General features: G+C 64.3%; 24 protein-coding genes. 8 read left to right on the top strand and 16 right to left on the bottom strand.

Annotated features, from left to right (window positions below; translation table 11 throughout):
- Positions 1 to 6 precede the first annotated feature (6 nt).
- Both AC0L2F_RS05790 and AC0L2F_RS05795 read left to right on the top strand, forming a co-directional pair.
- Positions 7 to 6,294 (top strand): HAMP domain-containing protein, encoded by a 6,288-nt coding sequence (locus AC0L2F_RS05790; RefSeq protein WP_063993386.1) that lies wholly within the window; start codon positions 7 to 9, stop codon positions 6,292 to 6,294.
- A 13-nt stretch (positions 6,295 to 6,307) separates the two neighbouring features.
- Positions 6,308 to 7,798, top strand: coding sequence for an HWE histidine kinase domain-containing protein (locus tag AC0L2F_RS05795; RefSeq protein WP_473247782.1), 1,491 nt, complete (start codon positions 6,308 to 6,310; stop codon positions 7,796 to 7,798).
- Here the strand turns inward: AC0L2F_RS05795 and AC0L2F_RS05800 are convergent.
- Positions 7,795 to 8,016: a hypothetical protein gene (locus AC0L2F_RS05800; protein WP_007607293.1), complete on the bottom strand. Its 222-nt coding sequence runs from the start codon at positions 8,014 to 8,016 to the stop codon at positions 7,795 to 7,797. The genes AC0L2F_RS05795 and AC0L2F_RS05800 overlap by 4 nt on opposite strands.
- A 138-nt stretch (positions 8,017 to 8,154) precedes the next feature.
- Between AC0L2F_RS05800 and AC0L2F_RS05805 the strand changes: the two genes are divergently transcribed.
- Positions 8,155 to 8,412 carry a hypothetical protein gene (locus tag AC0L2F_RS05805; protein WP_473247783.1) on the top strand — a complete coding sequence of 86 codons (258 nt, stop codon included), beginning with the start codon at positions 8,155 to 8,157 and terminating at the stop codon, positions 8,410 to 8,412.
- Between the two features lie 95 nt (positions 8,413 to 8,507).
- A complete protein-coding gene (locus AC0L2F_RS05810) occupies positions 8,508 to 8,753 on the top strand; it encodes a hypothetical protein (RefSeq protein ID WP_007607286.1) in 246 nt (81 codons plus the stop codon).
- Positions 8,754 to 8,822: 69 nt separating this feature from the next.
- Here the strand turns inward: AC0L2F_RS05810 and AC0L2F_RS05815 are convergent, their stop codons facing one another.
- The 4 genes from AC0L2F_RS05815 to AC0L2F_RS05830 form a co-directional block, all read right to left on the bottom strand.
- Positions 8,823 to 9,383 carry a type 1 glutamine amidotransferase domain-containing protein gene (locus AC0L2F_RS05815; protein ID WP_007607285.1) on the bottom strand — a complete coding sequence of 187 codons (561 nt, stop codon included), beginning with the start codon at positions 9,381 to 9,383 and terminating at the stop codon, positions 8,823 to 8,825.
- Positions 9,384 to 9,456: 73 nt separating this feature from the next.
- Complete coding sequence (locus AC0L2F_RS05820; RefSeq protein ID WP_473247784.1) at positions 9,457 to 9,654, bottom strand: hypothetical protein; 198 nt, start codon at positions 9,652 to 9,654, stop codon at positions 9,457 to 9,459.
- A gap of 133 nt (positions 9,655 to 9,787) precedes the next feature.
- Positions 9,788 to 9,979 carry a hypothetical protein gene (locus AC0L2F_RS05825; protein ID WP_473247785.1) on the bottom strand — a complete coding sequence of 64 codons (192 nt, stop codon included), beginning with the start codon at positions 9,977 to 9,979 and terminating at the stop codon, positions 9,788 to 9,790.
- Between the two features lie 18 nt (positions 9,980 to 9,997).
- A complete protein-coding gene (locus AC0L2F_RS05830; protein WP_473247809.1) occupies positions 9,998 to 10,219 on the bottom strand; it encodes a hypothetical protein in 222 nt (73 codons plus the stop codon).
- Between the two features lie 115 nt (positions 10,220 to 10,334).
- On the opposite strand from AC0L2F_RS05830, the gene AC0L2F_RS05835 reads away from it, so the two are divergent.
- Both AC0L2F_RS05835 and AC0L2F_RS05840 read left to right on the top strand, forming a co-directional pair.
- Entirely contained in the window at positions 10,335 to 10,565 is a 231-nt protein-coding gene (locus AC0L2F_RS05835; protein WP_473247786.1) for a DUF3072 domain-containing protein, read from the top strand.
- 86 nt (positions 10,566 to 10,651) lie between these two features.
- Positions 10,652 to 10,966 (top strand): DUF6496 domain-containing protein, encoded by a 315-nt coding sequence (locus AC0L2F_RS05840; RefSeq protein WP_007607281.1) that lies wholly within the window; start codon positions 10,652 to 10,654, stop codon positions 10,964 to 10,966.
- Positions 10,967 to 10,972: 6 nt separating this feature from the next.
- On the opposite strand, the gene AC0L2F_RS05845 is transcribed toward AC0L2F_RS05840, so the two are convergent.
- Both AC0L2F_RS05845 and AC0L2F_RS05850 read right to left on the bottom strand, forming a co-directional pair.
- Positions 10,973 to 11,335, bottom strand: coding sequence for a hypothetical protein (locus AC0L2F_RS05845; RefSeq protein WP_007607279.1), 363 nt, complete (start codon positions 11,333 to 11,335; stop codon positions 10,973 to 10,975).
- A gap of 265 nt (positions 11,336 to 11,600) precedes the next feature.
- A complete protein-coding gene (locus AC0L2F_RS05850; RefSeq protein WP_473247787.1) occupies positions 11,601 to 13,139 on the bottom strand; it encodes a Do family serine endopeptidase in 1,539 nt (512 codons plus the stop codon).
- A gap of 205 nt (positions 13,140 to 13,344) precedes the next feature.
- Between AC0L2F_RS05850 and AC0L2F_RS05855 the strand changes: the two genes are divergently transcribed.
- Complete coding sequence (locus AC0L2F_RS05855; protein ID WP_473247788.1) at positions 13,345 to 14,181, top strand: universal stress protein; 837 nt, start codon at positions 13,345 to 13,347, stop codon at positions 14,179 to 14,181.
- A 115-nt stretch (positions 14,182 to 14,296) separates the two neighbouring features.
- Here AC0L2F_RS05855 and AC0L2F_RS05860 read toward each other — a convergent pair whose 3' ends face one another.
- The 9 genes from AC0L2F_RS05860 to AC0L2F_RS05900 all read right to left on the bottom strand — a co-directional run bounded on the left by AC0L2F_RS05860 (position 14,297) and on the right by AC0L2F_RS05900 (position 23,473).
- Complete coding sequence (locus AC0L2F_RS05860; protein ID WP_063993392.1) at positions 14,297 to 14,509, bottom strand: hypothetical protein; 213 nt, start codon at positions 14,507 to 14,509, stop codon at positions 14,297 to 14,299.
- A gap of 223 nt (positions 14,510 to 14,732) precedes the next feature.
- Positions 14,733 to 15,470 (bottom strand): ribulose-phosphate 3-epimerase, encoded by a 738-nt coding sequence (gene rpe, locus AC0L2F_RS05865; RefSeq protein WP_473247789.1) that lies wholly within the window; start codon positions 15,468 to 15,470, stop codon positions 14,733 to 14,735.
- On the bottom strand, positions 15,467 to 16,402 hold the full coding sequence (gene cbbX, locus AC0L2F_RS05870) for a CbbX protein (RefSeq protein WP_473247790.1): 936 nt from the start codon (positions 16,400 to 16,402) through the stop codon (positions 15,467 to 15,469). Before cbbX ends, rpe begins: the two co-directional genes overlap by 4 nt.
- Before the next feature lie 97 nt (positions 16,403 to 16,499).
- A complete protein-coding gene (locus AC0L2F_RS05875; RefSeq protein ID WP_473247791.1) occupies positions 16,500 to 16,907 on the bottom strand; it encodes a ribulose bisphosphate carboxylase small subunit in 408 nt (135 codons plus the stop codon).
- A gap of 11 nt (positions 16,908 to 16,918) precedes the next feature.
- Positions 16,919 to 18,379 (bottom strand): form I ribulose bisphosphate carboxylase large subunit, encoded by a 1,461-nt coding sequence (locus tag AC0L2F_RS05880; RefSeq protein ID WP_473247792.1) that lies wholly within the window; start codon positions 18,377 to 18,379, stop codon positions 16,919 to 16,921.
- Between the two features lie 30 nt (positions 18,380 to 18,409).
- Complete coding sequence (gene fba / locus AC0L2F_RS05885; protein ID WP_473247793.1) at positions 18,410 to 19,495, bottom strand: class II fructose-bisphosphate aldolase; 1,086 nt, start codon at positions 19,493 to 19,495, stop codon at positions 18,410 to 18,412.
- 14 nt (positions 19,496 to 19,509) lie between these two features.
- On the bottom strand, positions 19,510 to 21,531 hold the full coding sequence (tkt, locus tag AC0L2F_RS05890) for a transketolase (protein WP_473247794.1): 2,022 nt from the start codon (positions 21,529 to 21,531) through the stop codon (positions 19,510 to 19,512).
- A 16-nt stretch (positions 21,532 to 21,547) separates the two neighbouring features.
- Complete coding sequence (locus AC0L2F_RS05895) at positions 21,548 to 22,423, bottom strand: phosphoribulokinase (RefSeq protein WP_473247795.1); 876 nt, start codon at positions 22,421 to 22,423, stop codon at positions 21,548 to 21,550.
- A 12-nt stretch (positions 22,424 to 22,435) separates the two neighbouring features.
- The gene (locus tag AC0L2F_RS05900) at positions 22,436 to 23,473 is read right to left on the bottom strand and encodes a class 1 fructose-bisphosphatase (protein ID WP_473247796.1); all 1,038 of its coding nucleotides are present in this window, start codon (positions 23,471 to 23,473) and stop codon (positions 22,436 to 22,438) included.
- A 111-nt stretch (positions 23,474 to 23,584) separates the two neighbouring features.
- Between AC0L2F_RS05900 and AC0L2F_RS05905 the strand changes: the two genes are divergently transcribed.
- The coding region (locus AC0L2F_RS05905; protein ID WP_473247797.1) for a LysR family transcriptional regulator at positions 23,585 to 23,898 on the top strand (314 nt) is incomplete at its 3' end.

The raw sequence follows: 23,898 nt of genomic DNA on the forward strand, positions 1-23,898 counted from the left end.
ATCAGTATGAGCGACCTCGATCCCGGATCTGCATCACGCTCCGGTCGTCGCGTTCCAAAGCCAAAGACCAACGGCATGTCGGAGCCGGATTCCCGGGCAGAATTGCTGCTCGCCCTGCAGGCCATGCGCAACGGCGATTTCTCCGTGCGCATGAGCGGCGACTATCTCGGCATCGACGGCAAGCTCGCCGACACTTTCAACGACATCATCGCCGCCAATCAGCGCATGGCGCAGCAGCTCGAGCTGGTCGGCCAGGTCGTGGGCCGCGAGGGCAAGACGCGGCAGCGCGTGAAGTTCGGCCTGGCCTCCGGCTCCTGGGCCGACATGGAAGGCTCGGTCAACACGCTGATCGACGATTTGCTGTGGCCGACGCGCGAGGTGACGCGCGCGGTCGCGGCCGTGGCACAGGGCGACCTGCTCCAGACCGTCAAGCTCGACGTCGATGGACGTCCCCTGCGCGGCGAATTCCTGCAGTCGGCGACCATCGTCAACACCATGATCAAGCAGCTCGGCGTGTTCACCTCCGAGGTGACGCGCGTGGCGCGCGAGGTCGGCACCGAAGGCAAGCTCGGCGGCCAAGCCCAGGTGCCTGAGGTGACCGGCGTCTGGAAGGATCTGACCGAGAGCGTCAACTCGATGGCGAACAACCTGACCAACCAGGTTCGCAACATCGCCGAGGTGACGATCGCGGTTGCGAACGGCGACCTCTCGAAGAAGATCACGGTCGACGTCCGCGGCGAGATCCTTCAGCTCAAGGAAGCCATCAACACGATGGTGGACCAGCTCCGCTCCTTTGCCTCGGAAGTGACGCGCGTGGCGCGCGAGGTCGGCACCGACGGCAAGCTTGGCGGCCAGGCCATCGTGCCCGGCGTCGCCGGAACCTGGAAGGATCTCACCGACAGCGTCAACGCGATGTGCGGCAATCTCACCGCACAGGTGCGCAACATCGCCAACGTCACCACCGCCGTGGCGCGCGGCGACCTGTCGCGCAAGATCACGGTGGACGTGCGCGGCGAAATCCTGGAGCTGAAGGACACCATCAACACCATGGTGGACCAGCTCAACTCGTTCGCCTCGGAAGTGACGCGCGTGGCGCGCGAGGTCGGCACCGAAGGCAAGCTCGGCGGCCAGGCCCAGGTGCCGGGCGTCGCCGGTACCTGGAAGGACCTCACCGACAACGTCAACTTCATGGCGTCGAACCTCACCGCGCAGGTCCGCAACATCGCCGATGTTGCCACCGCCATCGCGAGCGGCGACCTCTCGAAGAAGATCACCGTCAACGTGTCAGGCGAAATCCTTCAATTGAAGGAAACGCTCAACACCATGGTCGATCAGCTCAACGCCTTTGCCGGCGAGGTCACGCGCGTCGCGCGCGAGGTCGGCACCGAGGGCCGGCTCGGCGGCCAGGCCAACGTGCTCGGCGTCGCCGGCACCTGGAAGGACTTGACCGAGAGCGTCAACTCGATGGCCTCGAACCTCACCGCGCAGGTCCGTAACATCGCGGAGGTGACGACCGCGGTCGCCGGCGGCGATCTGTCGAAAAAGATCACCGTCGATGTCCGCGGCGAAATCCTGGAGCTGAAAGACACCATCAACACCATGGTGGACCAGCTCAACGCCTTTGCCGGCGAAGTCACGCGCGTCGCCCGCGAGGTCGGCACCGAAGGCAAGCTCGGCGGCCAGGCCCAGGTGCGCGGCGTCGCCGGCACCTGGAAGGATCTCACCGACAGCGTCAACTCGATGGCCTCGAACCTGACCGGCCAGGTCCGCAACATCGCCGAGGTCGCGACCGCGGTCGCCAAGGGCGATTTGTCGAAGAAGATCACCGTCAACGTGTCAGGCGAAATCCTTCAGCTGAAGGAAACGCTCAACACCATGGTGGACCAGCTCAACGCCTTCGCCGGCGAAGTCACGCGCGTTGCGCGCGAAGTCGGCACCGAAGGCAAGCTCGGCGGCCAGGCCGAGGTGCCCGGCGTCGCCGGCACGTGGAAAGACCTCACCGACAGCGTCAACTCGATGGCGGGCAACCTCACCGCCCAGGTCCGCAACATCGCCGAAGTCGCGACCGCGATCGCCGGTGGCGATCTGTCCCGCAAGATTACCGTCGACGTGCGCGGCGAGATCCTTCAGCTCAAGGACACGCTGAACACGATGGTCGACCAGCTCAACCGCTTCGCGGGCGAGGTGACGCGCGTGGCGCGCGAGGTCGGCACCGAAGGCCGCCTCGGCGGCCAGGCCAACGTGCCCGGCGTGGCCGGCACCTGGAAGGACCTCACCGACAGCGTCAACTCGATGGCGGGCAACCTCACCGCCCAGGTCCGCAACATCGCCGAAGTCACCACCGCCGTGGCGCGCGGCGACCTCTCGCGCAAGATCACCGTCGACGTCCGTGGCGAGATTTTGGAGCTGAAGAATACCATCAACACCATGGTGGACCAGCTCAACGGCTTCGCCGGTGAAGTGACGCGCGTCGCGCGCGAGGTCGGCACCGAAGGCAAGCTCGGCGGCCAGGCCGAGGTCCCCGGCGTGGCCGGCACCTGGAAGGATCTCACCGACAACGTCAACTTCATGGCCTCGAACCTGACGGCGCAGGTCCGCAACATCGCCGAGGTCGCGACCGCGATCGCCGGCGGCGACCTGTCGAAGAAGATCACGGTGGACGTGCGTGGCGAAATTCTGCTGCTCAAGGACACCTTGAACACCATGGTCGAGCAGCTCCGATCCTTCGCCGCGGAAGTGACGCGCGTCGCACGCGAGGTCGGCACCGAGGGCCGGCTCGGCGGCCAGGCCGTCGTGCCCGGCGTCGGCGGCACCTGGAAGGACCTCACCGACAACGTCAACCTGCTTGCCGCGAACCTCACCACCCAGGTCCGCAACATCGCCGAAGTCACCACCGCCGTCGCGCGCGGCGACCTGTCGCGCAAGATCACCGTCGACGTGAAGGGCGAAATCCTCGAGCTCAAAAACACCATCAACACCATGGTGGACCAGCTCAATGCGTTCGCCGGCGAAGTCACGCGCGTCGCGCGCGAGGTCGGCACCGAAGGCGAACTCGGCGGCCAGGCCCAGGTGCCCGGCGTCGCCGGCACCTGGAAGGATCTCACCGACACCGTCAACTTCATGGCGGCGAACCTGACCGAGCAGGTCCGCGGCATCGTCAAGGTTGTGACCGCGGTCGCCAACGGCGACCTCAAGCAGAACCTCACCGTGAAATCAAAGGGCGAGGTCGCGGCGCTCGCCGACACCATCAACAACATGACCGAGACGCTCGCGACCTTCGCCGACCAGGTGACGTCGGTGGCGCGCGAGGTCGGCGTCGAGGGCCGGCTCGGCGGTCAGGCCGACGTGCCCGGCGCCGCCGGCACCTGGAAAGATCTCACCGGCAACGTCAATCTCCTGGCGGCCAACCTCACCTCGCAGGTGCGCGCGATCGCGGAAGTGGCGACCGCCGTGACCAAGGGCGACCTGACGCGGTCGATCCAGGTCGACGCCCGCGGCGAGGTCGCGGAGCTGAAAGACAACATCAACACGATGATCACGAACCTCCGTCTTACGACGGACGTGAACACCGAACAGGACTGGCTGAAGACCAATCTGGCAAAATTCACCAACATGCTTCAGGGCCAGCGCGACCTCACCACCGTTGGTCGCCTGCTGTTGACCGAATTGTCGCCGCTGGTGAACGCCCATACCGGCGTGATCTATCAGGTCGAGAACGAAGACAGTCCGCGGCTCCTGCTGCTTGCCTCCTATGCCGGTGACGGAGTCTATCCGTATCCGCGCGTGCTGCCATTCGGCGACGGCCTGATTGGCCAATGCGCGCTCGACCGGCGCCCACGCGTGATTGCGGACATTCCGGCCGACGTGGTGCCGATCAATTCGGCGCTGCTTCGCGTCGCGCCGAAGAACCTCGTGGTGCTGCCGGTGCTGTTCGAAGGACAGGTCAAAGCGGTCATCGAGCTTGCCTCGCTCACCTCCTTCACGACCTCGCAGATGACCTTCCTGGAGCAGCTCACGGACTCGATCGGCATCGTGCTCAACTCGATCGAGGCGACGATGCAGACCGAAGGCCTGCTCAAGCAGTCGCAGCAGCTCGCCGGCGAGCTCCAGACCCAGCAGCGCGAACTGCAGCAGACCAACGACCAGCTCGAACAGAAGGCGCAGCAGCTCGCCGAGCGCAACGTCGAAGTCGAGCGCAAGAACCAGGAGATCGAGCAGGCCCGCCGCGCACTGGAGGAAAAGGCAACCGAGCTCGCGCTGACCTCGAAGTACAAGTCCGAATTCCTGGCCAATATGAGCCACGAGCTGCGCACGCCGCTGAACTCGATCCTGATCCTCGGCCAGCAGCTCACCGACAACCCGGACGGCAATCTTACCGGCAAGCAGGTCGAATTCGCCCGCACCATCCATGGCGCCGGCACCGACCTGCTCAATCTCATCAGCGACATTCTCGATCTCTCCAAGATCGAGTCCGGTACGGTGACGGTCGACGCCGAGGAAATCCTGACCGCGAACCTGCTCGAGACGGTCGGGCGGCCGTTCCGTCACGAGGCGGAGAACCGCAATTTGTCGTTCAAGATCGACGTCGATCCGAATCTCGCGCGCAGCCTCGTCACCGACTCCAAGCGCCTGCAGCAGGTTTTGAAGAACCTGCTCTCCAACGCCTTCAAGTTCACCGCCGAGGGCGAAGTGCGCCTTAAGGTGGCCGCCGCAGTCGGCGGCTGGGGCACGGATCATCCCGTGCTGAACTCGGCGCCGGCCGTGATCGCATTCGAAGTGTCCGACACCGGCATCGGCATTCCCCTGGAGAAGCAGAAGCTGATCTTCGAGGCGTTCCAGCAAGCGGATGCCGGCACCAGCCGCAAATATGGCGGCACCGGCCTCGGCCTTGCGATCAGCCGTGAGCTCGCAAGCCTGCTCGGCGGCGAGATCCACCTGCGCAGCTTGCCGGGCAAGGGGTCGTGCTTCACGCTTTACCTGCCGCTGAAATATTCCGGCCCGACGCTCGCGCCCCGCGCGGCGCCCCAACAGAGCCAGCCGCCGGCGCTGCAGCCCGCTACAGCCGAACCGCAGCGCGTCATCGAGCAGCTTCCCGACGACCGGCTCAACCTCGAACCCGGCGACAGCATCCTCCTGATCGTCGAGGACGACCCGCACTATGCGCGCGTGCTGGTCGACCTCGCGCGCGACAAGGGATTCAAGGTGCTGGTCGCCGCCCGCGGCGCAGAGGCGCTGGAACTTGCAAAGCAGTACCAGCCGAGGGCCGTCTCGCTCGACGTATTCCTGCCGGATATGCTCGGCTGGACTGTGCTGAGCCAGCTCAAGCACAATCCGCTGACCCGCCACATCCCCGTGCAGATCATCACGCTCGACGAGGACCGCCAGCATGCGCTGGCGCGCGGCGCCTTCTCCTTCGTCAACAAGCCGACGACGACCGAGGGTGTCTCGGCCGCGCTGACGCAGATCAAGGAATATGCGCGGCCACGGCGCAAGCGGCTGCTGATCGTCGAGGACAACGAGGCCGAGCAACTCTCGATCCGTGAGCTCCTGCACCACGACGACATCGAGATCGTGGCGACCGGCACCGGTGCCGACGCGCTCTCGATGCTGCGTGAGAACCCCTGTGATTGCGTCGTGCTCGACCTGCGCCTGCCCGACATGACCGGCTTCGAGGTGCTGGACCAGATCCGGAACGATGACGCGCTATCGAATGTTCCGGTCGTCGTCTTCACCGGCCGCGAGCTGTCGGCCGAGGAAGATGCGGAACTCCACACCATGGCGCGGAGCATCGTGGTCAAGGGCGTGGAATCGCCGGAGCGCCTGCTTGACGAGACCGCGCTGTTCCTGCACCGCGTGATCACGGAATTGCCGGTCGAGAAACAGCGCATGCTCGAGAAGCTGAACAGTTCCGACGAGGACCTGATCGGCAAGACCGCCCTGCTCGTCGACGACGACGCCCGCAACATCTTCGCGCTGTCGAGCGTGCTGGAGCGGCGCGGCATGAAGGTGCTGACGGCCACGACCGGGAACGAGGCGGTGACCCTGGTCGAATCCAACCCGGAGATCGCCATCGTGCTGATGGACATTATGATGCCGCAGATGGATGGGTATCAGACGATCGGCGTCATTCGTGAAAATCCGACCTTCGCCCGTCTCCCGATCATCGCGTTGACGGCCAAGGCCATGAAGGGCGACCGCGAGAAATGCCTCGAGGCCGGCGCGTCGGACTACCTCGCCAAACCCGTCAACACCGATCAATTGCTGCTTGCAATCCGCATGTGGCTGCACCGCTGAGTTGGATGCCCGTATGGACCACGAAAAGGTCAACATCCTCCTCGTCGACGACCAGCCGGCCAAGCTGCTCGCCTATGAGGTGATCCTGAAGGATCTCGGCCAGAACCTCGTGATCGCCTCGTCCGGTCGCGAGGCCCTGGAGGTGCTGCTCAAGACCGAGATCGCGGTGATCCTGGTCGACGTCTGCATGCCCGAGCTCGACGGCTTCGAGCTCGCCGCGATGATCCGCGAGCACCCGCGCTTCCAGAAGACCGCGATGATCTTCATCTCGGCCATTCAAGTCAGCGACATCGACCGCCTGCGCGGCTACGAGATGGGCGCCGTCGACTACGTCCCCGTACCGGTCGTGCCGGAGGTGCTGCGCGCCAAGGTCAAGGTGTTTGCAGAACTCTATCGCAAGACGCGCGAATTCGAACGGCTGAACCAGGATCTCGAGGACCGTGTGCGTGCACGCACCGCCGAGCTGGAGAATTCCACCGCAAAGCTCCGCGAGAGCGAAGAGCGGCGCAGCATGGCGATCGCCGCCGGCAAGATGGGCTCCTGGGACTGGGACTGGATCACGGGCGACTGGATGTGGGACGAGGGGCAATACCGCATCTTCGGCGTTGGCCCGGAGAGCTTCGAGGTGAACCCGGCCAACGTTCAGGCGCTGTTGCATCCGGATGACGTCGATCAGTTGCGCAAGGCGATCGCCGAATTCAACAAGGGCACACGCTCCTATGAAACGGAGTTCCGCATCGTGCGGCCCGACGGCGATGTGCGCTGGTGTGTCGGCACGGCCGCCGCCACGGTCGACGATAGCGGTCGGGTCATGCGCGTCAGCGGCGTGACGGTGGACATCACCGAACGCAAGCGCGCCGAGGAACGGCAGACTCTCCTGGCGCGGGAAGTCGATCATCGGGCCAAGAATGCCCTGGCGCTGGCGCAATCGATCGTGCGCCTCACCCGCGCCGACGAGGTGAAAGCCTATGTCAGCGCCGTCGAGGGACGCATCAATGCACTGGCGCGCGTGCATACGATCCTGTCGCTATCGAGCTGGCAGGGCGCCGAACTCTCGAAGCTGATCGACGAGGAGCTTGCGCCCTATTCCCTCGGCGGCCAGATCAAATTGGCGGGGTCCGAAGTTCAGTTGCTGCCGGCGACCGCCCAGACGCTGGCGCTGGCGCTGCATGAACTTTTCACCAACTCGGCGAAGTATGGCGCGCTCTCGACGCGGACGGGACGGCTCGCAATCGGCTGGCAGGTCGAGGACGAACTGCTCACCCTGACGTGGGAGGAATCCGGCGGACCGCTTGTCAAGACGCCGAAATCCCGCGGCTTTGGTACGCGGAGCCTGCTTGCGAGCGTCGAGTCCCAGCTCGGCGGCCAGGCGCGATTCGATTGGCGCGCCGAGGGCCTGTTGTGCCGGCTCGAGGTGCCGTTGGTCGGCAAGAGTGCCGCGACAACCGCGCCCGGCAACTTCGAAGCCGCCGGCTCCGCCGAATTGCAGCGCGCGTCCGGTTAACCGGAGGCCGCACTCTTCCTGCGCTCGATCGTTTGCGGTTCGCGCGCGACCCGTCCCTCGAGCCAGGCTTCCGTTTGGGCGAGATCACGCAGCGCCTTGGCATAGCGCCGCGCCGCGCTTCGCTCCGCGCCGCGGGGCAGCTTGCGCGCCTTGCGGAGGATGTCCGCCGCGGCGTTACGATAAGCCAGAGAGCGATAGAGAAAGACCACCTTACCCATATCGAATGTTCCCGTGTTGCGTGGTCATTCTTGCAGGCTTGGCATGAACGTCGGATGAAGCGGGCGATAACGATTCCTTCATGCGGATGGAACCGGCGCGTATCGCAGGCGTTGCTTGCGAAATCGGAATAAAGTTCCATGCGCGCGAAAAAGTCGGACCTGATCTCTCCGAGCGGGCTCATCAAGCTGATGACGCACGCGATGATGGGCGCAGCCCTCGGGCTCGCTTTCAGCCTCTTGCTCGTGCTGTCCAATCCAGGCGTCGCCAATTTGCTGAGTCACGGCGGAAGGCAGGCCGTGGTCGTTTTCGCCCTCACATTGGTGACGACGTTCGCGATCGGCGCGACACTCACCGGCGTCGTATTCATCCTCGCAGAGAACGACCAGCAATCTTGAAGTATTGGTGATTTGCCGGAACTCCCTTGTTCGGAACTCCCGCGACGAATGACGGTTGGCTGCCTGCGTCAATTCAACTCAGGGAGTTCCCGCACATGAAGACCACCAAGCTCGCTCTTGCGGTGATGTTGGCAACCGGCCTCGCCGCCGCGCCGTTCGCCGTGCAGGCCAAGTCGCACAAGGCAAAACACGGATCCTCGATGTCATCGTCGCAGACTACGGGCGCCAACACCAAGTCCTCCAAGGGGCCTGATCCCTCCGGTCAGGGCGGCTCCGGTCCCGGCTCCGACCAGGGCGGCACCATGACGAACAACAAAGGCGGCATGAGCAACACCAAGTAATCTACGCCGACATGGCAGACAAAAGCCCCGCGAACAACGCGGGGCTTTTCCGTCCGGGAGTCGCTGACTTCACGCTGCGCTGCGTTGAAGGTGCCGGCCTTCCTTCACTTCTTCGATGATTTTGGCGCTGAAGGCTTCGAGATCGCCGGGGTTGCGCGAGGTGATGACGCCCTGGTCAGCAACCACCTGCGAGTCTTCCCATGCCGCGCCGGCATTGATGACATCGGTCTTGATCGATTTGTATGAGGTCATCTTGCGGCCCCTGGCGATGCCTGTCTCAATCAGGAGCCAAGGCGCATGGCAGACTGCCGCAACGACCTTCTTCGCGTTGAAGATGTCCTTGACGAAGCTCAAAGCTTTCGGCTCGACCCGTAGGAGGTCAGGATTAATCTGCCCACCCGGCAGAACGATCGCATCGTAGTCGCTGCTCGATACCTGATCGAGCGTCTTGTCGACCTTCACGGGCCGACCCCAATCCTTCATGTCCCAGCCCTTGATCTCGCCGGGTGCAAGCGAGACCACATGGACCGTCGCGCCTGCCTGTTTCAAGCGGTCGCGCGGCACTTCCAGTTCCGATTGTTCAAAGCCGTGCGTGGCCAAGATCGCGATCGTCTTACCCTGAAGCTCCATGGAACACTCCGTTGATGTGAGAGGAGCCCGGTCAATCGGTCGAGCCGGCTTCCGTTCCGCGCGATTGCCGGCCTCACGCGGATGTGCGGCAGTTTATGTCGGCCACAGGAAGGTTCGCCGAAAAGATCGGTTGAACCGCATTCAATCCATCGAGGTGGCGAATGACGAACGTCCGGTCATTGCTCTCGCGCCGGGCGGCGCCGCTGCTCGGCGCAATCATGCTCATCTGCGGCATCATCATCGCGATCAGAGGCGCGTGGCTGATCGCCATGGGTGGCTCGTTCTAATATCTGCCGGCCGGCCTCGGCCGCTTGATCTCGGGCGTTCTATTGCTGGGCCGGCGCGCCGAAGGTGCCCTGATCTACCTGCCTTGACGTGACGAACTCGGTTAGCTGCGTCGGGCCTCAGGTGACGTTAAGGCGCGCTGCAGGATCTGCCTTCACCAGATGATCGAGTCGTGCACGCTTGCGCGCGATCAAGAGCTGGGCGGCGGCGTCGTCGAGCCCCTCGCGTTGCAGCTGCCGGATGGCAGAGCGCAGTTCGAGAATCTCGGCGCGCAGCTTTAGAATCCGGTACGCATCCGGGTCTTCCTCCACCGTGCGCTCCCAAAGCTCTCAGCGGCGCGCGATCACGCGCAGAGGACTACCTGATGTCTTCGCGGAACGAAGGCGCATCCTATCGCGGACATTCGGCAGGACATCGCCGCCACCTGCAGCCTTCCATTCGCCGATCAGCAGATTGATTTTCTGGCGCAGATCCATCTGCGCCAGGGCCTTCTCTGTGCAGTCGCGATCGCGCTCGACGAGTTCGCGGACGGACACCTCAATATCGGCCATTTCCAGCCTCAAGGCGCTGATTTTACGTCGAATTTCATTAATTCTGTTGTCCATGGCTTGTTAGAACAAAATAAGAACATATAGTCAAGTCACGATTTCAGAAGGGAGAAGCGACATGCAGGTTCAAGGTAAATACGACGCCAAGGCTTTCCTAACCGACAAGACTTCCCTCACCGCCAAGGCTTTCCTCACCGAGCAGATGACGCGCGCGCAGGGCCTCCGGCTGAAACGGCTGAGCGAAGAGGCGTATCAACCCGCGCAATATGCGCGGGATCTGTCCTCCAGCGAGGCAGCGCGGCGCATTCAGGTGCTGGAAGCCGAGATCGAGCTGGCGGATTCGTTCTAGGCCAGCTCGCGTATCCCCGACGTTGCTTGCGCGCTTCGGAACCATGCCTGTCCCGGATGGTTTTCCCCTGCCAAGGGAGAACATGCATGGCACGCAAGGCAAAGAAGCGCCGCTACTCGCGCAGCTCCGGCAGCGATGTCGAAAGCGAGATGAAGCGCTACAAGAAGGGTACCGCGAAAAGCGGACCGGGCGGTCGAGGCGGACGCGTGAAGAGCCGCAAGCAGGCGATCGCGATCGGCCTGTCGAAAGCGCGCAAGAAGGGCAAGAAGGTCCCGAAGAAAGCCGCGAAGCGGAAGACGTCCAAGAAGACGTCAAAGAAAACGTCCAAGAAGACATCCAGGAAAACCAAGAAGACGTCGAAGAAGACGTCGAAGCGCAAATCCTCCAAACGGTCGCGCTGACCTCCGTCAGATCATGCTGCCCGGCATGAAGCAGCGGATCGAAACGCCGAACGCGGTCTTCACCGGCCACACCATGGTGCGGCCGGCCCGGTTCGGCTCGGTGATCACGGCTTCGTCCGGCACCTCGACCCATTCGCCGTCGAGCCGCACGCGATAATGTCCATTGTGCGAGTCCCAGTCGGGATCGGCGACGGCAAACCCATCCGCATCCGAGCAGCACGGACCGAGATGGCTGCGCAGGCCGTCGAACCACGGCTTGAGAGGTGAGTCCGCGTAGCGGCCATCGTCACGCCCGAGAGCGTTTCCACCCCACAGCACGAATGGCGCCACGAGCAGCGCAGTCCTCAGCGAGAGCTTCAATCGATCCATGTCGGCACCGATCAAATACGAATTGCCGGCCGGCTCAGCGGCGGCAAGTTCGAAGTTCCACGCCTGCAATCGTCGGCAGCGTCATTGCCGCCGAGTCCGTACGAGATCCGCAATTGTGATGAGCGAACACGGCTTTTTCGGACGAACCGGGTCATCCTCCCTGCCGTTAACGAGAATGTTATCGGCGATCTGCGGAAATCCTGAAGGCGAACAGGAAAGGCGGCCCAAAGGCCGCCTTTTGGAGTTGCGCCGATCGACGTTCGCCCTATGCGAGCGGCACCGCCACGAACCGGGTCGCCTGTGCGCTTCTGACCTGCAGCAGCACGCTGCGCTTGCCGGACGATTTCGCCTGCGCCAGCTCCGAACGGACATCGCCGATATTGGCGACGGCCTTGCCGCCCACGTTGAGGATGACGTCGCCGGTCTGGATGCCGCGTTGCGCGGCCGGACCTTGCGGATCGACTTCAGTGACGACGACGCCCTTCTGGCCGGCGCCCTGCACGTCGCCGGCCGGAGCCAGGCTGAGCCCGAGACGCGGCGGCATGCCGGCATCTGGCTGCGACTTGCCCTCGTCGGCTCTGGCCTGCCGCTCGTTCGGCAACTCGCCGAGCGCCACTGTCACGGTCTTGCTGTCGCCCTTGTGGACGACATCGAGCTTCACGGACGTGCCCGGCGCCAGGGTGGCGATGGTGCGGGCGAGATCGCGTGAATCCTTGATCGCGGTTCCATTGACGGCGGTGATGACGTCGCCCGCCTCGATGCCCGCCTTCGCCGCCGGGCTGCCGTCCTGCGGATTGTCGACGATCGCGCCGCGCGCCTCCTTGAGGCCGAGGCTGTCGGCGATATCCGACGTCACCGGCTGCACCTGCACGCCGAGCCAGCCGCGCGTGACCGCGCCCTTGTCCTTCAACTGTGCGACGACAAGCTTTGCGGTCGAGGCCGGAATGTCGAAGCCGATGCCGACCGAGCCGCCGGAGGGCGAGAAAATCGCGGTGTTCACACCGATCACGTTGCCGTTCATGTCGAAGGCCGGGCCACCGGAATTGCCCTTGTTGATCGGCGCGTCGATCTGGATGAAGTCGTCATAGGGGCCGTTGCCGATGTCGCGGCCGCTGGCGGAGACGATGCCGGCGGTCACGGTGCCGCCGAGGCCGAAGGGATTGCCGACGGCGACCACCCAGTCGCCGATGCGCGCTTTCTGGTCGGAGAATTTGACGAACGGAAAATCCTTCTTGCCGTCGACCTTGATCAGCGCCAGATCCGTCTTCGGATCGGTGCCGACCACTTTCGCGCTGTAGGTCGTGCCGTCGTCCATCGTCACTTGCACAGACTCGGCGTGATCGACGACGTGGTTGTTGGTCACGGCATAGCCGTCGGCGGAGATGAAGAAGCCCGAGCCCTCACCCGTGATCATCTGCCGGCGGTGGCGCGGCATGCCCTCCATGCCACCCGGGCCGGGGAAGCCGAATTGCCGTGAGAATTGATCGAAGGGCGATGCTTCGTCTGAATCCATCCGGTTCTGTTGCAGCATCGCGCTCTTGTCGTTGTCCTGGTCGATCCTGACCCGCACCGAGATGACGGCGGGTTTGACCTTGCTGACGAGGTCGCCGAAGCCCGGCGGTGTCGCGGCGGTCTCTGCGGCCTGGGCGGGCGCAATGAAGGAGGTCGCGCTGAACGGCGAAGAGCCGGGGGCAGTCGCCAGCACGGCCAGGCCAAGCGCGGCGACGGTGCCGAGCAGCGCGAGCCGGCGCGGTCTCAGGATCTTGCGGGACGTTGTGGTGTCGGAATTGACGTGATCGCTCATGTCGATATGTCCATGTTGGGTAAGTCGCCTTGCACCCAACATGGGGGTTGCCACCTTACAGCGTCCCGTCCACGTCATTAAATCTTGGCAAAGTGGCCGGGGCCGGCGACAAAAAACGAGGGCTGCACATTTGATGCAGCTCAACGCGGGCCCCGGGCAGCGTGGAAGACTGCAGCCACCGGATGATGTCCATCGGAGGCGCGTCATGTACAAAGACATTCTCGTCCACATCCCTACCGAGCGCCCGATGCGCCCGGCGATCGACGGCTCGATCTCGCTCGCGGCCGGCCTCAACGCCCATCTGGACGCAGTCGCGGTGGGTTATGTGGCAACCAGCGCGGCCTACGTGATGGAGGGCGGCGCTGCCGTGGCGGCTGTGTTCGAGATGGAGCGCGAAAGCGCGGTGCAGCGCGCCGAGGCGGCGCTCGCGGTGTTCAAGAGCGAAGCGATGAACGCCGGCATTTCCTACACATGCCACCCGCTCGGAGAGATGCCGGGGGATGCGGTCGGCTTGCTCGGCGAGATGGCGCGGCTGCACGATCTCAGCATCGTGCTCCAGCCGGATCCGGCGCAGGGATCACTCGACAACGATGTGCCCCGCGAGATCCTGTTCCAGGCGGGCGGCCCGGTGCTTTTCCTGCCCTACACCTTCCATGGAGCGTTCAAGGCGAAACGGATCGGCATCTGCTGGGATGGCAGCCGCCTCGCAGCGCGCGCCATGCGCGACGCCGCACCATTCCTGGCCCGCGCCGAGGAGATCGTGATCATTGCGATCAACGAAACAGATACGGTTCCCGACGAAGTCTCGACGCGCAATCTGGCAAGGCATCTCGGCCGGCGCGGACTGTCGACCCGCACGGTCAACCTGTCGGCCGCGCGCTCTGACATTCAGCCGACCATGCTGTCGCTGGCAGCCGATGAGAGCCTCGATCTTCTGGTCATGGGCGGCTACGGCCATTCCCGTTTGCAGGAGCGGTTCCTCGGCGGCGTCACCCGCGCCATGCTGGAAGCCATGACCGTCCCGACGCTGATGTCGCATTAATCGAGGGCTGATCCAGGTCGGGCAGGTCACAAGCCTTGTCGTTCGGGCTGACAACCGCGTCCTTGAGCGGTGCCGGCGTCGGCAAGTTCAGGTCATATTCGAACAATTTGGACCGTCACGCCGCGGCGGGTCTCTCCCACGCCGTGGCCTCGACGCCGTCCTCGTCGTGTGGCGCATTGCACGCGTCGAAATGCGCCTTGAGTTCGACTTCGGCGAGATATTCGAAATGTTCGGCCTGGCCGAGCAGTTCCCAGCTCTGGAGCGGCCGGTAGGCGGCCTGCTGACGACAGAGGGACGCTAGCGCGCGGTAGCGACGTACGTTATCCATGAGACCCTCCCTCGCATTCACAGAGCTTATTGGCCTTATTTGCGTCAGGGCGATGGCGGTTGTGCAAAAGATTTGCTGCGCCCGCGCGCGCTTGACCCGCTTGATTCTAGGCAAACGCGTGTTAGGGCGAAAGTTCCAATCAGCGCGGACTCAATATGCCCGAAAGCGGCAGACCCTGGCACAGCCATTCGGGTACCGGCTCGCTCCGCCTGTCTCCCGTAGTCTACCGGATCAGCGCGGGCTCACCGGCTCGGATCGTCTGCGCCGAACTATGTTGCCGGTTCGGAACCCTGCCGGCCTCCGCAGCAGCGCGGATGGCCGCGATGTTGCCGGCATAGTCCGCGTTGCCCCTGCCGCGAAATACGGCGGACCCCGCCACAAGCGTATCGGCGCCCGCAGCGGTCACGGCCGCTGCATTATCGCGCGTGATGCCGCCGTCAACCTCGAGCCGGATCGGCCGGTCGCCGATCATGCTTCGAATCCGCCCGATCTTCTCGAGCTGGGACTCGAGGAACGACTGGCCGCCAAAGCCCGGATTGACCGTCATCACCAGGACGAGGTCGAGACGATCGAGCACATACTCGATCGCGCTTTCGGGAGTGGCGGGACACAGGCTGACACCGGCTTTCTTGCCGAGCGCGCGGATGGCCTGGAGCGAGCGATCGAGATGCGGACCGGCTTCGGCATGCACCGTGATGACATCCGCGCCGGCCTTCGCGAACGCTTCGAGATAGGGATCGGCCGGCGCGATCATGAGATGCACGTCGAACATTTTCTTCGTCAGCGGCCGGATCGCTTTGATGACGTCGGCGCCATAACTGATGTTCGGGACGAAATGCCCGTCCATGACGTCGCAATGAATCCAGTCGGCGCCCGCCGCGTCGATCGCCGCAATCTCCTCGCCGAGGCGCGCGAAATCCGCAGCCAGGATCGACGGCGCGATGAGGATTTCTCTCGTCATGGCTTCGCACTCCTCTGCGCGTCCGCACCGCCGCTGAAGACGCGGCTCGCCAGGACGTCGATGGGATCGATCGTTTCGAGGTCGGCGATTTCGAGCACGCGATCGAGATCGGATACCAGGCGATCGGCCTGCCGCAGGCGGATGCGGTCGACGGCGTTGCGGATCGAGCGCGCATTGGAGAAGAACGGCTGGGTCCGACGCAGCGCGATGTATTTCTCGAGCGCCTCACGCGCCGCCGCCGAGAGGCGATAACCCCGTTCCTTCAGCATCAGCTCGGCGATGACGAGCAGCTCGGCTTCCGCATAGTCCGGAAAGTCGATGTGATGCGCGATGCGCGAGCGGAAGCCGGGGTTTGACGCAAAGAAGCTCGTCATCCGCTCGCCATAGCCGGCAAGGATCACGACGAGGTCCTCGCGCTGGTTCTCCATCACCTGGAGCAGAATCTCGATCGCCTCCTGGCCGTAGTCGCGCTCGTTGTCGGGACGGTGCAGATAATAGGCTTCGTCGATGAACAGTACGCCGCCCATCGCCTTCTTCAAAATCTCCTTGGTCTTCGGCGCGGTGTGGCCGATATACTGGCCGACGAGATCGTCGCGCGTCACCGAGATCAACTGCCCGCGCCGCACGAAACCGAGGCCGTGCAGGATCTTTGCCATGCGGAGCGCAACGGTCGTCTTGCCGGTGCCGGGATTTCCGGTGAACGACATATGCAGCGTCGGCGGCGACGAAGCCAATCCAGCACGCTGCCGGATACGTTCGATCAGCAGGAGCGACGCAATCTGGCGCACCCGGTTCTTCACCGGCTTCAAACCGATCAGCTCCTGCTCGAGCTGCTGCAGCGTGCCGGTAATTCCAGCCGCTTCGGCCTCCTTGCGGAGATCGAAACTGGTCTCGCCGGGCTCAGTGGTCATTGCGTGGGGAACATCCAGCATGGGCACCTCGAAGAAAGGGCTTCGCCGCGGGGGAGCGGCGAAGCAGTGGTCCGCCAAGGAAACGGAGCAGGGAGTGCTCCGCGCGGAGGAGAATGAGTTAGGTTGGTGGGTGCGCGGGTTGCCGGCGCACGGTGGTGTAGCGGATCGCACGTCCGCCCACCTCCTGCCGCACCAGCTCGAACTCGGCTTCCTGCGGCGGGCGGTTGACGATGAACGAGATCCGCACCGATTCCCAGCCATGGCTGGAGTCGAAGCCGCTGAGGCGGATGTAACGGTCGCCATACACTCTGCGGCATTCGGCGAGCTCCATCATCACGCCCGCGGCGTCCTGGAGATCGAACATCGGCAGACCCCACATCTCCCAATAGGTGTTGCGGGGATGCGGATCGTCGGTGAACTCGATGTTCACGGCCCAACCGTTGGTCAGGCAATACTGCACCTGCTTGGTGATCTGATCGTCGGTCAGATCGGGCAGGAACGAGAAGCAGCCTTGAGTCAGCTTCATGTCAAATCTCCTCAAACGGTTTCGAGCGCGGTCGGCACGAAGTCCGGCGCGTCGGTGGATTCATAGTTGAAGGTCACGTCCTTCCAGACCTCGAGCGCGGCTTTCAGCGGCGTGCAGGTCTCGGCCGCCCTGGCCAGGATCTCCGGACCTTCATGGACGTAGTCGCGCCCCTCGTTGCGGGCGAGGATCATCGCTTCCAGCGCCACACGATTGGCGATCGCGCCGGCCGCGATGCCCATGGGATGGCCGATGGTGCCGCCGCCGAACTGGAGCACGACGTCCTCGCCGAGCAGATCGAGCAGCTGATGCATCTGCCCGGCATGGATGCCGCCGGAGGCGACCGGCATCATCTTGTTCAGGCTCGCCCAGGACTGGTCGAAGAACAGCCCGTGTTCGAGCTTGGTCGGGTTGAAGTCTTCGCGGCAGACATCGTAATAGCCGCGCGTGGTGTTTGGATCGCCTTCGAGCTTGCCGACCACCGTGCCGGCATGGATGTGGTCGACGCCGGCAAGGCGCATCCACTTGGCGATGACGCGGAACGACACGCCGTGGCTCTTCTGCCGCGTGTAGGTCGAGTGACCGGCGCGATGCAGATGCAGGATCATGTCGTTGCGCCGCGCCCATTTCGCCATCGACTGGATCGCGGTGTAGCCGATCACGAGGTCGATCATGACGATGCACGAACCGAGCTCCTTCGCGAACTCGGCGCGCTCGTACATGTCCTCCATCGTTCCCGCGGTGATGTTCAGGTAGGTGCCCTTGGCCTCGCCGGAGGCCGCCTGCGCGCGGTTCACCGCCTCCATGCAATAGAGGAAGCGGTCGCGCCAGTGCATGAACGGCTGCGAGTTGATGTTCTCGTCATCCTTGGTGAAGTCGAGCCCGCCCTTCAGCGCCTCGTAGACCACGCGACCGTAATTGCGGCCCGAAAGCCCGAGCTTCGGCTTGACGGTCGCGCCGAGCAGCGGACGGCCGAATTTGTCGAGTCGCTCGCGCTCGACCACGATGCCAGTTGCCGGTCCCTGGAACGTCTTCACATACGCGACCGGGAAGCGCATGTCCTCCAGCCGCAGCGCCTTCAGCGGCTTGAAGCCGAACACGTTGCCGATGATCGACGCCGAGAGGTTGGCGATAGAACCAGGCTCGAACAGGTCGAGGTCATAGGCGATGTAGGCGAAATACGAGCCAGGCGTGCCCGGCACCGGATCGACGCGGTAGCATTTTGCGCGATACTTCTCGGCGGCGGTCAGGCGATCGGTCCAAACCACCGTCCAGGTCGCGGTCGAGGATTCACCGGCGACCGCGGCCGACGCCTCGATCGGGTCGACGCCCTCTTGCGGCGTGACGCGGAACAGCGCGATGACATCGGTGTCCTTTGGCACATACTCAGGCTCCCAATAGCCCATGCGCTTGTATTCCATCACGCCCGAACGATATCTTTCCTTGCCGCGGACGGTTCCTGCATGTGCATTCATGGCTCTCTCCTGCTCTTTCTCTCAGAATGATTAGGCCGCGACGGGCTCGCGGGCGTCGACGCTGGGATCGAGTTCTCCGGCGCGGTAGCGCCGCGCCATCTCGCTCAAGGGAATGACCTTGATCTTGCCGGCGTGGCCAGCGGTGCCGAACTGTTCGAAGCGGTCGCGGCAGAGCTCGCGCATCGCATCCATCGCGGGCTTGAGGAATTTTCGCGGATCGAACTCGGATCGCGTTTGCGCGGCGACCTTGCGGAACACCGCGGTCATCGCCAGCCGGCAGTCGGTGTCGATATTGACCTTGCGCACGCCGCTCTTGATGCCACGGACAATTTCCTCGACCGGCACGCCCCAGGTCTGCGGCATCTCGCCGCCGAACTGGTTGAACATGTCCTGGAGCGGCTGCGGCACCGAGGAAGAGCCGTGCATCACGAGATGCGTGTTCGGCAGCCGGCGATGAATCTCCTCGACTACCCGCATCGCCAGAATGTCGCCATCCGGCTTGCGACTGAATTTGTAGGCGCCGTGCGACGTGCCCATCGCGATCGCGAGCGCATCGACTTTGGTAGCGCGGACGAAGTCGACCGCCTGGTCGGGATCCGTCAGCAACTGATCATGGCCGACCGTGCCTTCGACGCCGTGACCATCCTCCTGTTCGCCGCCGCCATGCTCGAGCGAGCCGAGCACGCCGAGCTCGCCTTCGACGGAGGCACCGACCCAATGGGCGAGATCGACGACGCGGCGGGTGATCGCAACGTTGTAGTCGTAATCGGCCGCGGTTTTGGCGTCGACCTCAAGCGAGCCGTCCATCATCACCGAGGTGAACCCATGGGCGATCGCGGACGCGCAGGTCGCTTCGTCGTTGCCATGGTCCTGGTGCATGCAGAGCGGGATGTCCGGATAGGTCCGCTCCAGCGCGTCGATCATGTGCGAGAGCATGAGGTCGCCGGCATAGCTGCGCGCGCCGCGCGAAGCCTGGATGATGACGGGCGCATCGACCTCGGCCGCCGCCTGCATGATCGCGATGCCCTGCTCCATGTTATTGATGTTGAACGCCGGGACCGCGTAGCCGTGACTGGCGGCGTGATCGAGCAGCTGACGAAGGGTGATACGGGCCACGACAAATCCTCCTGCTATTGCTTGCTGGCGCCGGCCATCGCCCGCCGGGCGGCTTCCGCAACGCTTTGCGGCGTGATGCCGAATTCGCGGTAGAGCACGGGTGCGGGCGCCGAGGCACCGAAGCCGCGCATGCCGACGAATTCGCCGTCAGTGCCGATCCAGCGATGCCAATCGCCGGCGACTGCCGCCTCGATGCCGATCCGTGGCGCCGTGCCGAGCACAGCGGCTCGGTAATCCTCCGGCTGCTCCTCGAACAGCGCGAAGCAGGGCGCGGAGACCACGGCCGCGCGGACGTGCTCGGTGGCAAGCAGGCGAGCCGCTTCCATTGCAATAGACACCTCCGAACCCGTTGCGACGAGCGTCACGTCTCGGCCGCCGTCCGGCGAAACGATGAGATAGGCGCCTCGTGCGACGCGGTTCCTACCGCGGACATCGCTGCGGAAGGTCGGCAGCCCCTGACGGGACAGGCACAGCACGGATGGGCGATTTTCAGATTGTAGCGCGCAGTCCCATGCTTCCAGCGTCTCAACCGCGTCGGCCGGCCGGAACACAAGCAGGTTCGGAATGACGCGGAGCGCTGCGAGATGCTCGACCGGTTGGTGCGTGGGGCCGTCCTCACCGAGACCAATGGAGTCATGGGTCATCACATGAATGACGCGGATCCGCATCAAGGCGGCAAGACGGATTGCCGGCCGGCTGTAATCGGAGAAGGCGAGGAAGGTGCCGCCATAGGGAATGAAGCCGCCGTGCAGCGCGAGGCCGTTCATCGCGGCCGCCATGCCATGCTCGCGGATGCCGTAATGGATGTAATCGCCGGCGAACGCGTCGCGCTTGACCGGGGTCTGCGCCTTGGCATGCGTCAGGTTCGAATGCGTGAGGTCCGCCGAGCCGCCGACAAATCCGGGAATCGTCCCTGCGATGCCGTCGAGCACCTGTTGCGAGGCCTGCCGCGTCGCGAGCTTCGGACGCTCGGTGGCAAAGCGCTCGCGCAATTTCGCCGAGGCCTGGGCATAGGCGGTCGGCAGGACAACCGCTTTGCCCTCGACAAACAAATCGCGCTGCTCGGGCGTCGCGCATTCATAGCGATCGAGCCAGGCGAGACGCGCGACCTGCCCGCGTTGTCCGATCATCCGCCATGCTTTCAGGATCGTGACAGGCACCACGAAGGGCTGGTAGTCCCAGCCGAGCGCTCGCCGCGCCGCCGCCGTCTGCTCGGTGCCGAGCGGCGCGCCATGCGCCTTCTCGGTGCCCTGTCGATCCGGCGCGCCATAACCGATGATAGTGCGGCAGGCGATCAGCGACGGTCTTGCGCTCTCGCGCTCCTCGGCAATCGCCTGCGCAACCGCTTCGGGATCGTGCCCGTCGACACCGCGCACCGACCAGCCCGAGGCAGCGAAGCGCGCGAGCTGGTCGTCGGAAGTCGCTAGCGAGGTCGGCCCGTCGATGGAAATGCCGTTGTCGTCGAACAGCACGATCAGGCGGCCGAGCCCGAGATGGCCGGCGAGCGAAATCGCTTCCTGGCTGATGCCTTCCATCAGGCAGCCGTCGCCGGCGATCACATAGGTGAAGTGATCGACGAGCCCGTCGCCATGCCGCGCATTGGCCATGCGCTCGGCGAGTGCCATGCCCATCGCGGTCGCAATCCCCTGCCCCAGCGGACCGGTCGTCGTCTCGACGCCCGGCGTATGGCCATATTCCGGATGGCCCGGCGTCTTCGAGCCCCATTGCCGGAAGGCCTTGATGTCGTCGAGGCTGACACCGCCGCCGGCGAGATGGAGCAATGCATAGAGCAGCATCGAGCCATGGCCCGCCGACAGCACGAATCGATCTCGGTCCGGCCAATGGGGATGAGCCGAGTCGAATTTCAGGAAGCGCGAGAACAGCACGGTCGCGACATCGGCCATGCCCATGGGCAGGCCGGGATGGCCGGACTGCGAGGTCTCGATGGCATCGACCGCGAGGAAGCGGACGGCGTTGGCGAGATCGCTATGCGAGACCGGCGTGAGGTCGGCGTCGGCGTGGACGGAGATGTTCATCGGATCCTCCCCTCGTTCACTTCAGGTTTCGCTTGCGCTCGATCAGCTGCATGATCAGCGGCGTCAGGATGAGCTGCATGGCAAGATCGAGCTTCGCGCCGGGGCACACGATCGAATTGGCGCGGGACATCCAGCTTTGCGGCAGCATCGAGAGCAGATAGGGGAAGTCGATGCCGCGCGGGTTCTTGAAGCGGATCACGACCATCGATTCGTCCGGCGTCGGAATCCAGCGCGCGATGAACGGATTGGAGGTGTCCACCGTCGGCACCCGCTGGAAGTTGATATCGGTCTCGGAGAACTGCGGGCAGATGTAGTGGATGTAGTCGGGCATCCGCCGCAGAACGGTGTCGGTAACGGCCTCGGTCGAATAGCCTCGCGCACTGCGGTCGCGGTGCAGCTTCTGGATCCATTCGAGATTGATGACGGGCACGACGCCGATCTTGAGGTCGGCATAGCGCGCGACGTTGACCTTGTCGGTGACGACCGCGCCGTGCAGGCCCTCGTAAAACAGCAGGTCGGAGCTCTCCGGCAGCCGTTTCCATTCGGTGAAGGTGCCGGGTGCGGCGCCATGGAGCGTGGATTCTTCGGCGTCGTGGACGTAGTGCCGCGTCGTCGCCGTGCCGGTCTCGCCATAGTCGCGGAACGCTCGCTCCAGCTCCTCGAACAGGTTGGTCTCGGGGCTGAAATGGCTGAAATGCCTGTTGCCGCGATCGGCTTCCTTCGCCATCTGCGTGCGCATTTCCGCGCGATCGTAGCGATGGAAGGCGTCGCCTTCGATGTAGGCGGCGTTGACCTTCTCGCGGAAGAAGATCTGTTCGAACGTCTTCTTGACCGAGGTCGTACCTGCGCCGGAGGAGCCGGTGATGGAGATGATCGGATGCTTTCTGGACATGGGATCCCTCGCTTACAGCCGGAAGAAGCCGCGACGCGCGAACAGCGGTGCGGAGACGCTGGCGACCAGCAAGGGATCGCAATGCAGTTCCTCGACGCGCTGCACCTCGTTGTTCGAACCCATGATCAGCGGCACGCGCTGATGCAGGCTCTGCGCTGAGAGCTCGAGGATGCGCTCGCGCCCGGTCGAAGCCGAGCCGCCGGCCTGCTCGACGATGTAAGCCATCGGGTGCGCCTCGTAGACGAGGCGCAGCCGGCCGTCGCCGTAGCCCGGCCGTGCATCGGACGGATAGAGGAACACGCCGCCGCGCGTGAGGATGCGATAGGCCTCGGCAACCAGCGAGCCGACCCAACGCATGTTGAAATTATGGTTGGCCTGCCCTTCCACACCGGCCAGGCATTCGTCGACGAAGGCACGCACCGGCTGTTCCCAATGCCGGCGGTTCGAGGCGTTGATCGCGAACTCCTCGCACGTCTCCGAGATCTGCACGGCGCTGCGGGCGAGACGGAAGCAACCGGACTTGCGGTCAAGTGTGAAGACGTCGACGCCCTCGCCAAGCGTCAGCACCAGCGAGGTCTGCGGGCCGTAGGTGACGAACCCCGCCGCGAGTTGCGCCGAGCCGCGCTGATGGAAGGCGAGCGCGAGATCGTCAGGCGCCGGCAGGATCGAGAAGATCGTGCCCACGGTCATGTTGATGTCGATGTTGGAGGAGCCGTCGAGCGGATCGATCGCGACGCAGATCTTGGCCTTGCGGTCGCCGATCTGGGGTTCGCGCATCTCCTCCGACGCCAGCGCCGCGATCGGCAGCTTGCCGAGACAGCGGCGCAGGATCGCATCCGCCTGCACGTCGAGATCGCGCTGGACATCACCGTCGCTGTTGCGGCCGGTGGTCAGGCCCGATGCGTCGGCGAGGTCTCCGGTGGCGATGAGATCGGCGATCTCGATCGCGGCCGCCGCGATGGCGTCGACCGCGGCCGCTACCGCCAGCGCACGCGGCGCCGTCTCAGAATACCGCTGAAGGTGGTCGTCCAGCCTGAGTTGCCCGGTCATCTGCGTCCATCCCCTTTGCTGGTGCCGTATCCAGTCCCTCCTCGCTGGAGGTCGGTGCCAACAACGATGAGATTGACAGGGGAGGCTTAATAAGGAAAATTTCTATTCATAATGAGCGCCAAAGAATTATCTTATAATGCCCACACGGCGGCACAGCTCCGGCATCTCACGATCCGACAGCTTCGCTCGCTCGCAGCGCTCGCGGCCAAGGGCAGCGTCACGGCCGCCTCGACCCAGCTCGGCCTGACGCAGCCGGCCGTGACCCAGCAGCTGCGCCAGCTTCAGGATCTCGCCGGCCTGCCGCTGCTGCAGCGGACCGGCGACGGCATGCTGCTGACGGAGGCGGGCAAGGAGGTGCTTAGCCTCGCCGAGCGCGTCGAAGCTGCGATCATGGACTGCCAGGGCGCGCTCGACCTGCTTGCGGG

Source organism: Bradyrhizobium sp. Ken64, from assembly GCF_055807555.1.

Excerpts from the sequence above, each read along its gene's own strand:
- tkt (WP_473247794.1), bottom strand. The coding sequence starts at position 21,531 with ATGAACATCTCCGTCCACGCCGACGCCGACCTCACGCCGGTCTCGCAT.
- AC0L2F_RS05790 (WP_063993386.1), top strand. The coding sequence starts at position 7 with ATGAGCGACCTCGATCCCGGATCTGCATCACGCTCCGGTCGTCGCGTT.
- AC0L2F_RS05820 (WP_473247784.1), bottom strand. The coding sequence starts at position 9,654 with ATGGCGATCAGCCACGCGCCTCTGATCGCGATGATGATGCCGCAGATG.
- AC0L2F_RS05900 (WP_473247796.1), bottom strand. The coding sequence starts at position 23,473 with ATGACCGGGCAACTCAGGCTGGACGACCACCTTCAGCGGTATTCTGAG.
- AC0L2F_RS05855 (WP_473247788.1), top strand. The coding sequence starts at position 13,345 with ATGTACAAAGACATTCTCGTCCACATCCCTACCGAGCGCCCGATGCGC.
- cbbX (WP_473247790.1), bottom strand. The coding sequence starts at position 16,402 with ATGCTGGATGTTCCCCACGCAATGACCACTGAGCCCGGCGAGACCAGT.
- AC0L2F_RS05800 (WP_007607293.1), bottom strand. The coding sequence starts at position 8,016 with ATGGGTAAGGTGGTCTTTCTCTATCGCTCTCTGGCTTATCGTAACGCC.
- AC0L2F_RS05835 (WP_473247786.1), top strand. The coding sequence starts at position 10,335 with ATGCAGGTTCAAGGTAAATACGACGCCAAGGCTTTCCTAACCGACAAG.
- AC0L2F_RS05830 (WP_473247809.1), bottom strand. The coding sequence starts at position 10,219 with ATGGCCGATATTGAGGTGTCCGTCCGCGAACTCGTCGAGCGCGATCGC.
- AC0L2F_RS05875 (WP_473247791.1), bottom strand. The coding sequence starts at position 16,907 with ATGAAGCTGACTCAAGGCTGCTTCTCGTTCCTGCCCGATCTGACCGAC.
- AC0L2F_RS05840 (WP_007607281.1), top strand. The coding sequence starts at position 10,652 with ATGGCACGCAAGGCAAAGAAGCGCCGCTACTCGCGCAGCTCCGGCAGC.
- AC0L2F_RS05850 (WP_473247787.1), bottom strand. The coding sequence starts at position 13,139 with ATGAGCGATCACGTCAATTCCGACACCACAACGTCCCGCAAGATCCTG.
- AC0L2F_RS05860 (WP_063993392.1), bottom strand. The coding sequence starts at position 14,509 with ATGGATAACGTACGTCGCTACCGCGCGCTAGCGTCCCTCTGTCGTCAG.
- AC0L2F_RS05805 (WP_473247783.1), top strand. The coding sequence starts at position 8,155 with ATGCGCGCGAAAAAGTCGGACCTGATCTCTCCGAGCGGGCTCATCAAG.
- rpe (WP_473247789.1), bottom strand. The coding sequence starts at position 15,470 with ATGACGAGAGAAATCCTCATCGCGCCGTCGATCCTGGCTGCGGATTTC.
- AC0L2F_RS05815 (WP_007607285.1), bottom strand. The coding sequence starts at position 9,383 with ATGGAGCTTCAGGGTAAGACGATCGCGATCTTGGCCACGCACGGCTTT.
- AC0L2F_RS05845 (WP_007607279.1), bottom strand. The coding sequence starts at position 11,335 with ATGGATCGATTGAAGCTCTCGCTGAGGACTGCGCTGCTCGTGGCGCCA.
- AC0L2F_RS05880 (WP_473247792.1), bottom strand. The coding sequence starts at position 18,379 with ATGAATGCACATGCAGGAACCGTCCGCGGCAAGGAAAGATATCGTTCG.
- AC0L2F_RS05795 (WP_473247782.1), top strand. The coding sequence starts at position 6,308 with ATGGACCACGAAAAGGTCAACATCCTCCTCGTCGACGACCAGCCGGCC.
- AC0L2F_RS05810 (WP_007607286.1), top strand. The coding sequence starts at position 8,508 with ATGAAGACCACCAAGCTCGCTCTTGCGGTGATGTTGGCAACCGGCCTC.
- AC0L2F_RS05895 (WP_473247795.1), bottom strand. The coding sequence starts at position 22,423 with ATGTCCAGAAAGCATCCGATCATCTCCATCACCGGCTCCTCCGGCGCA.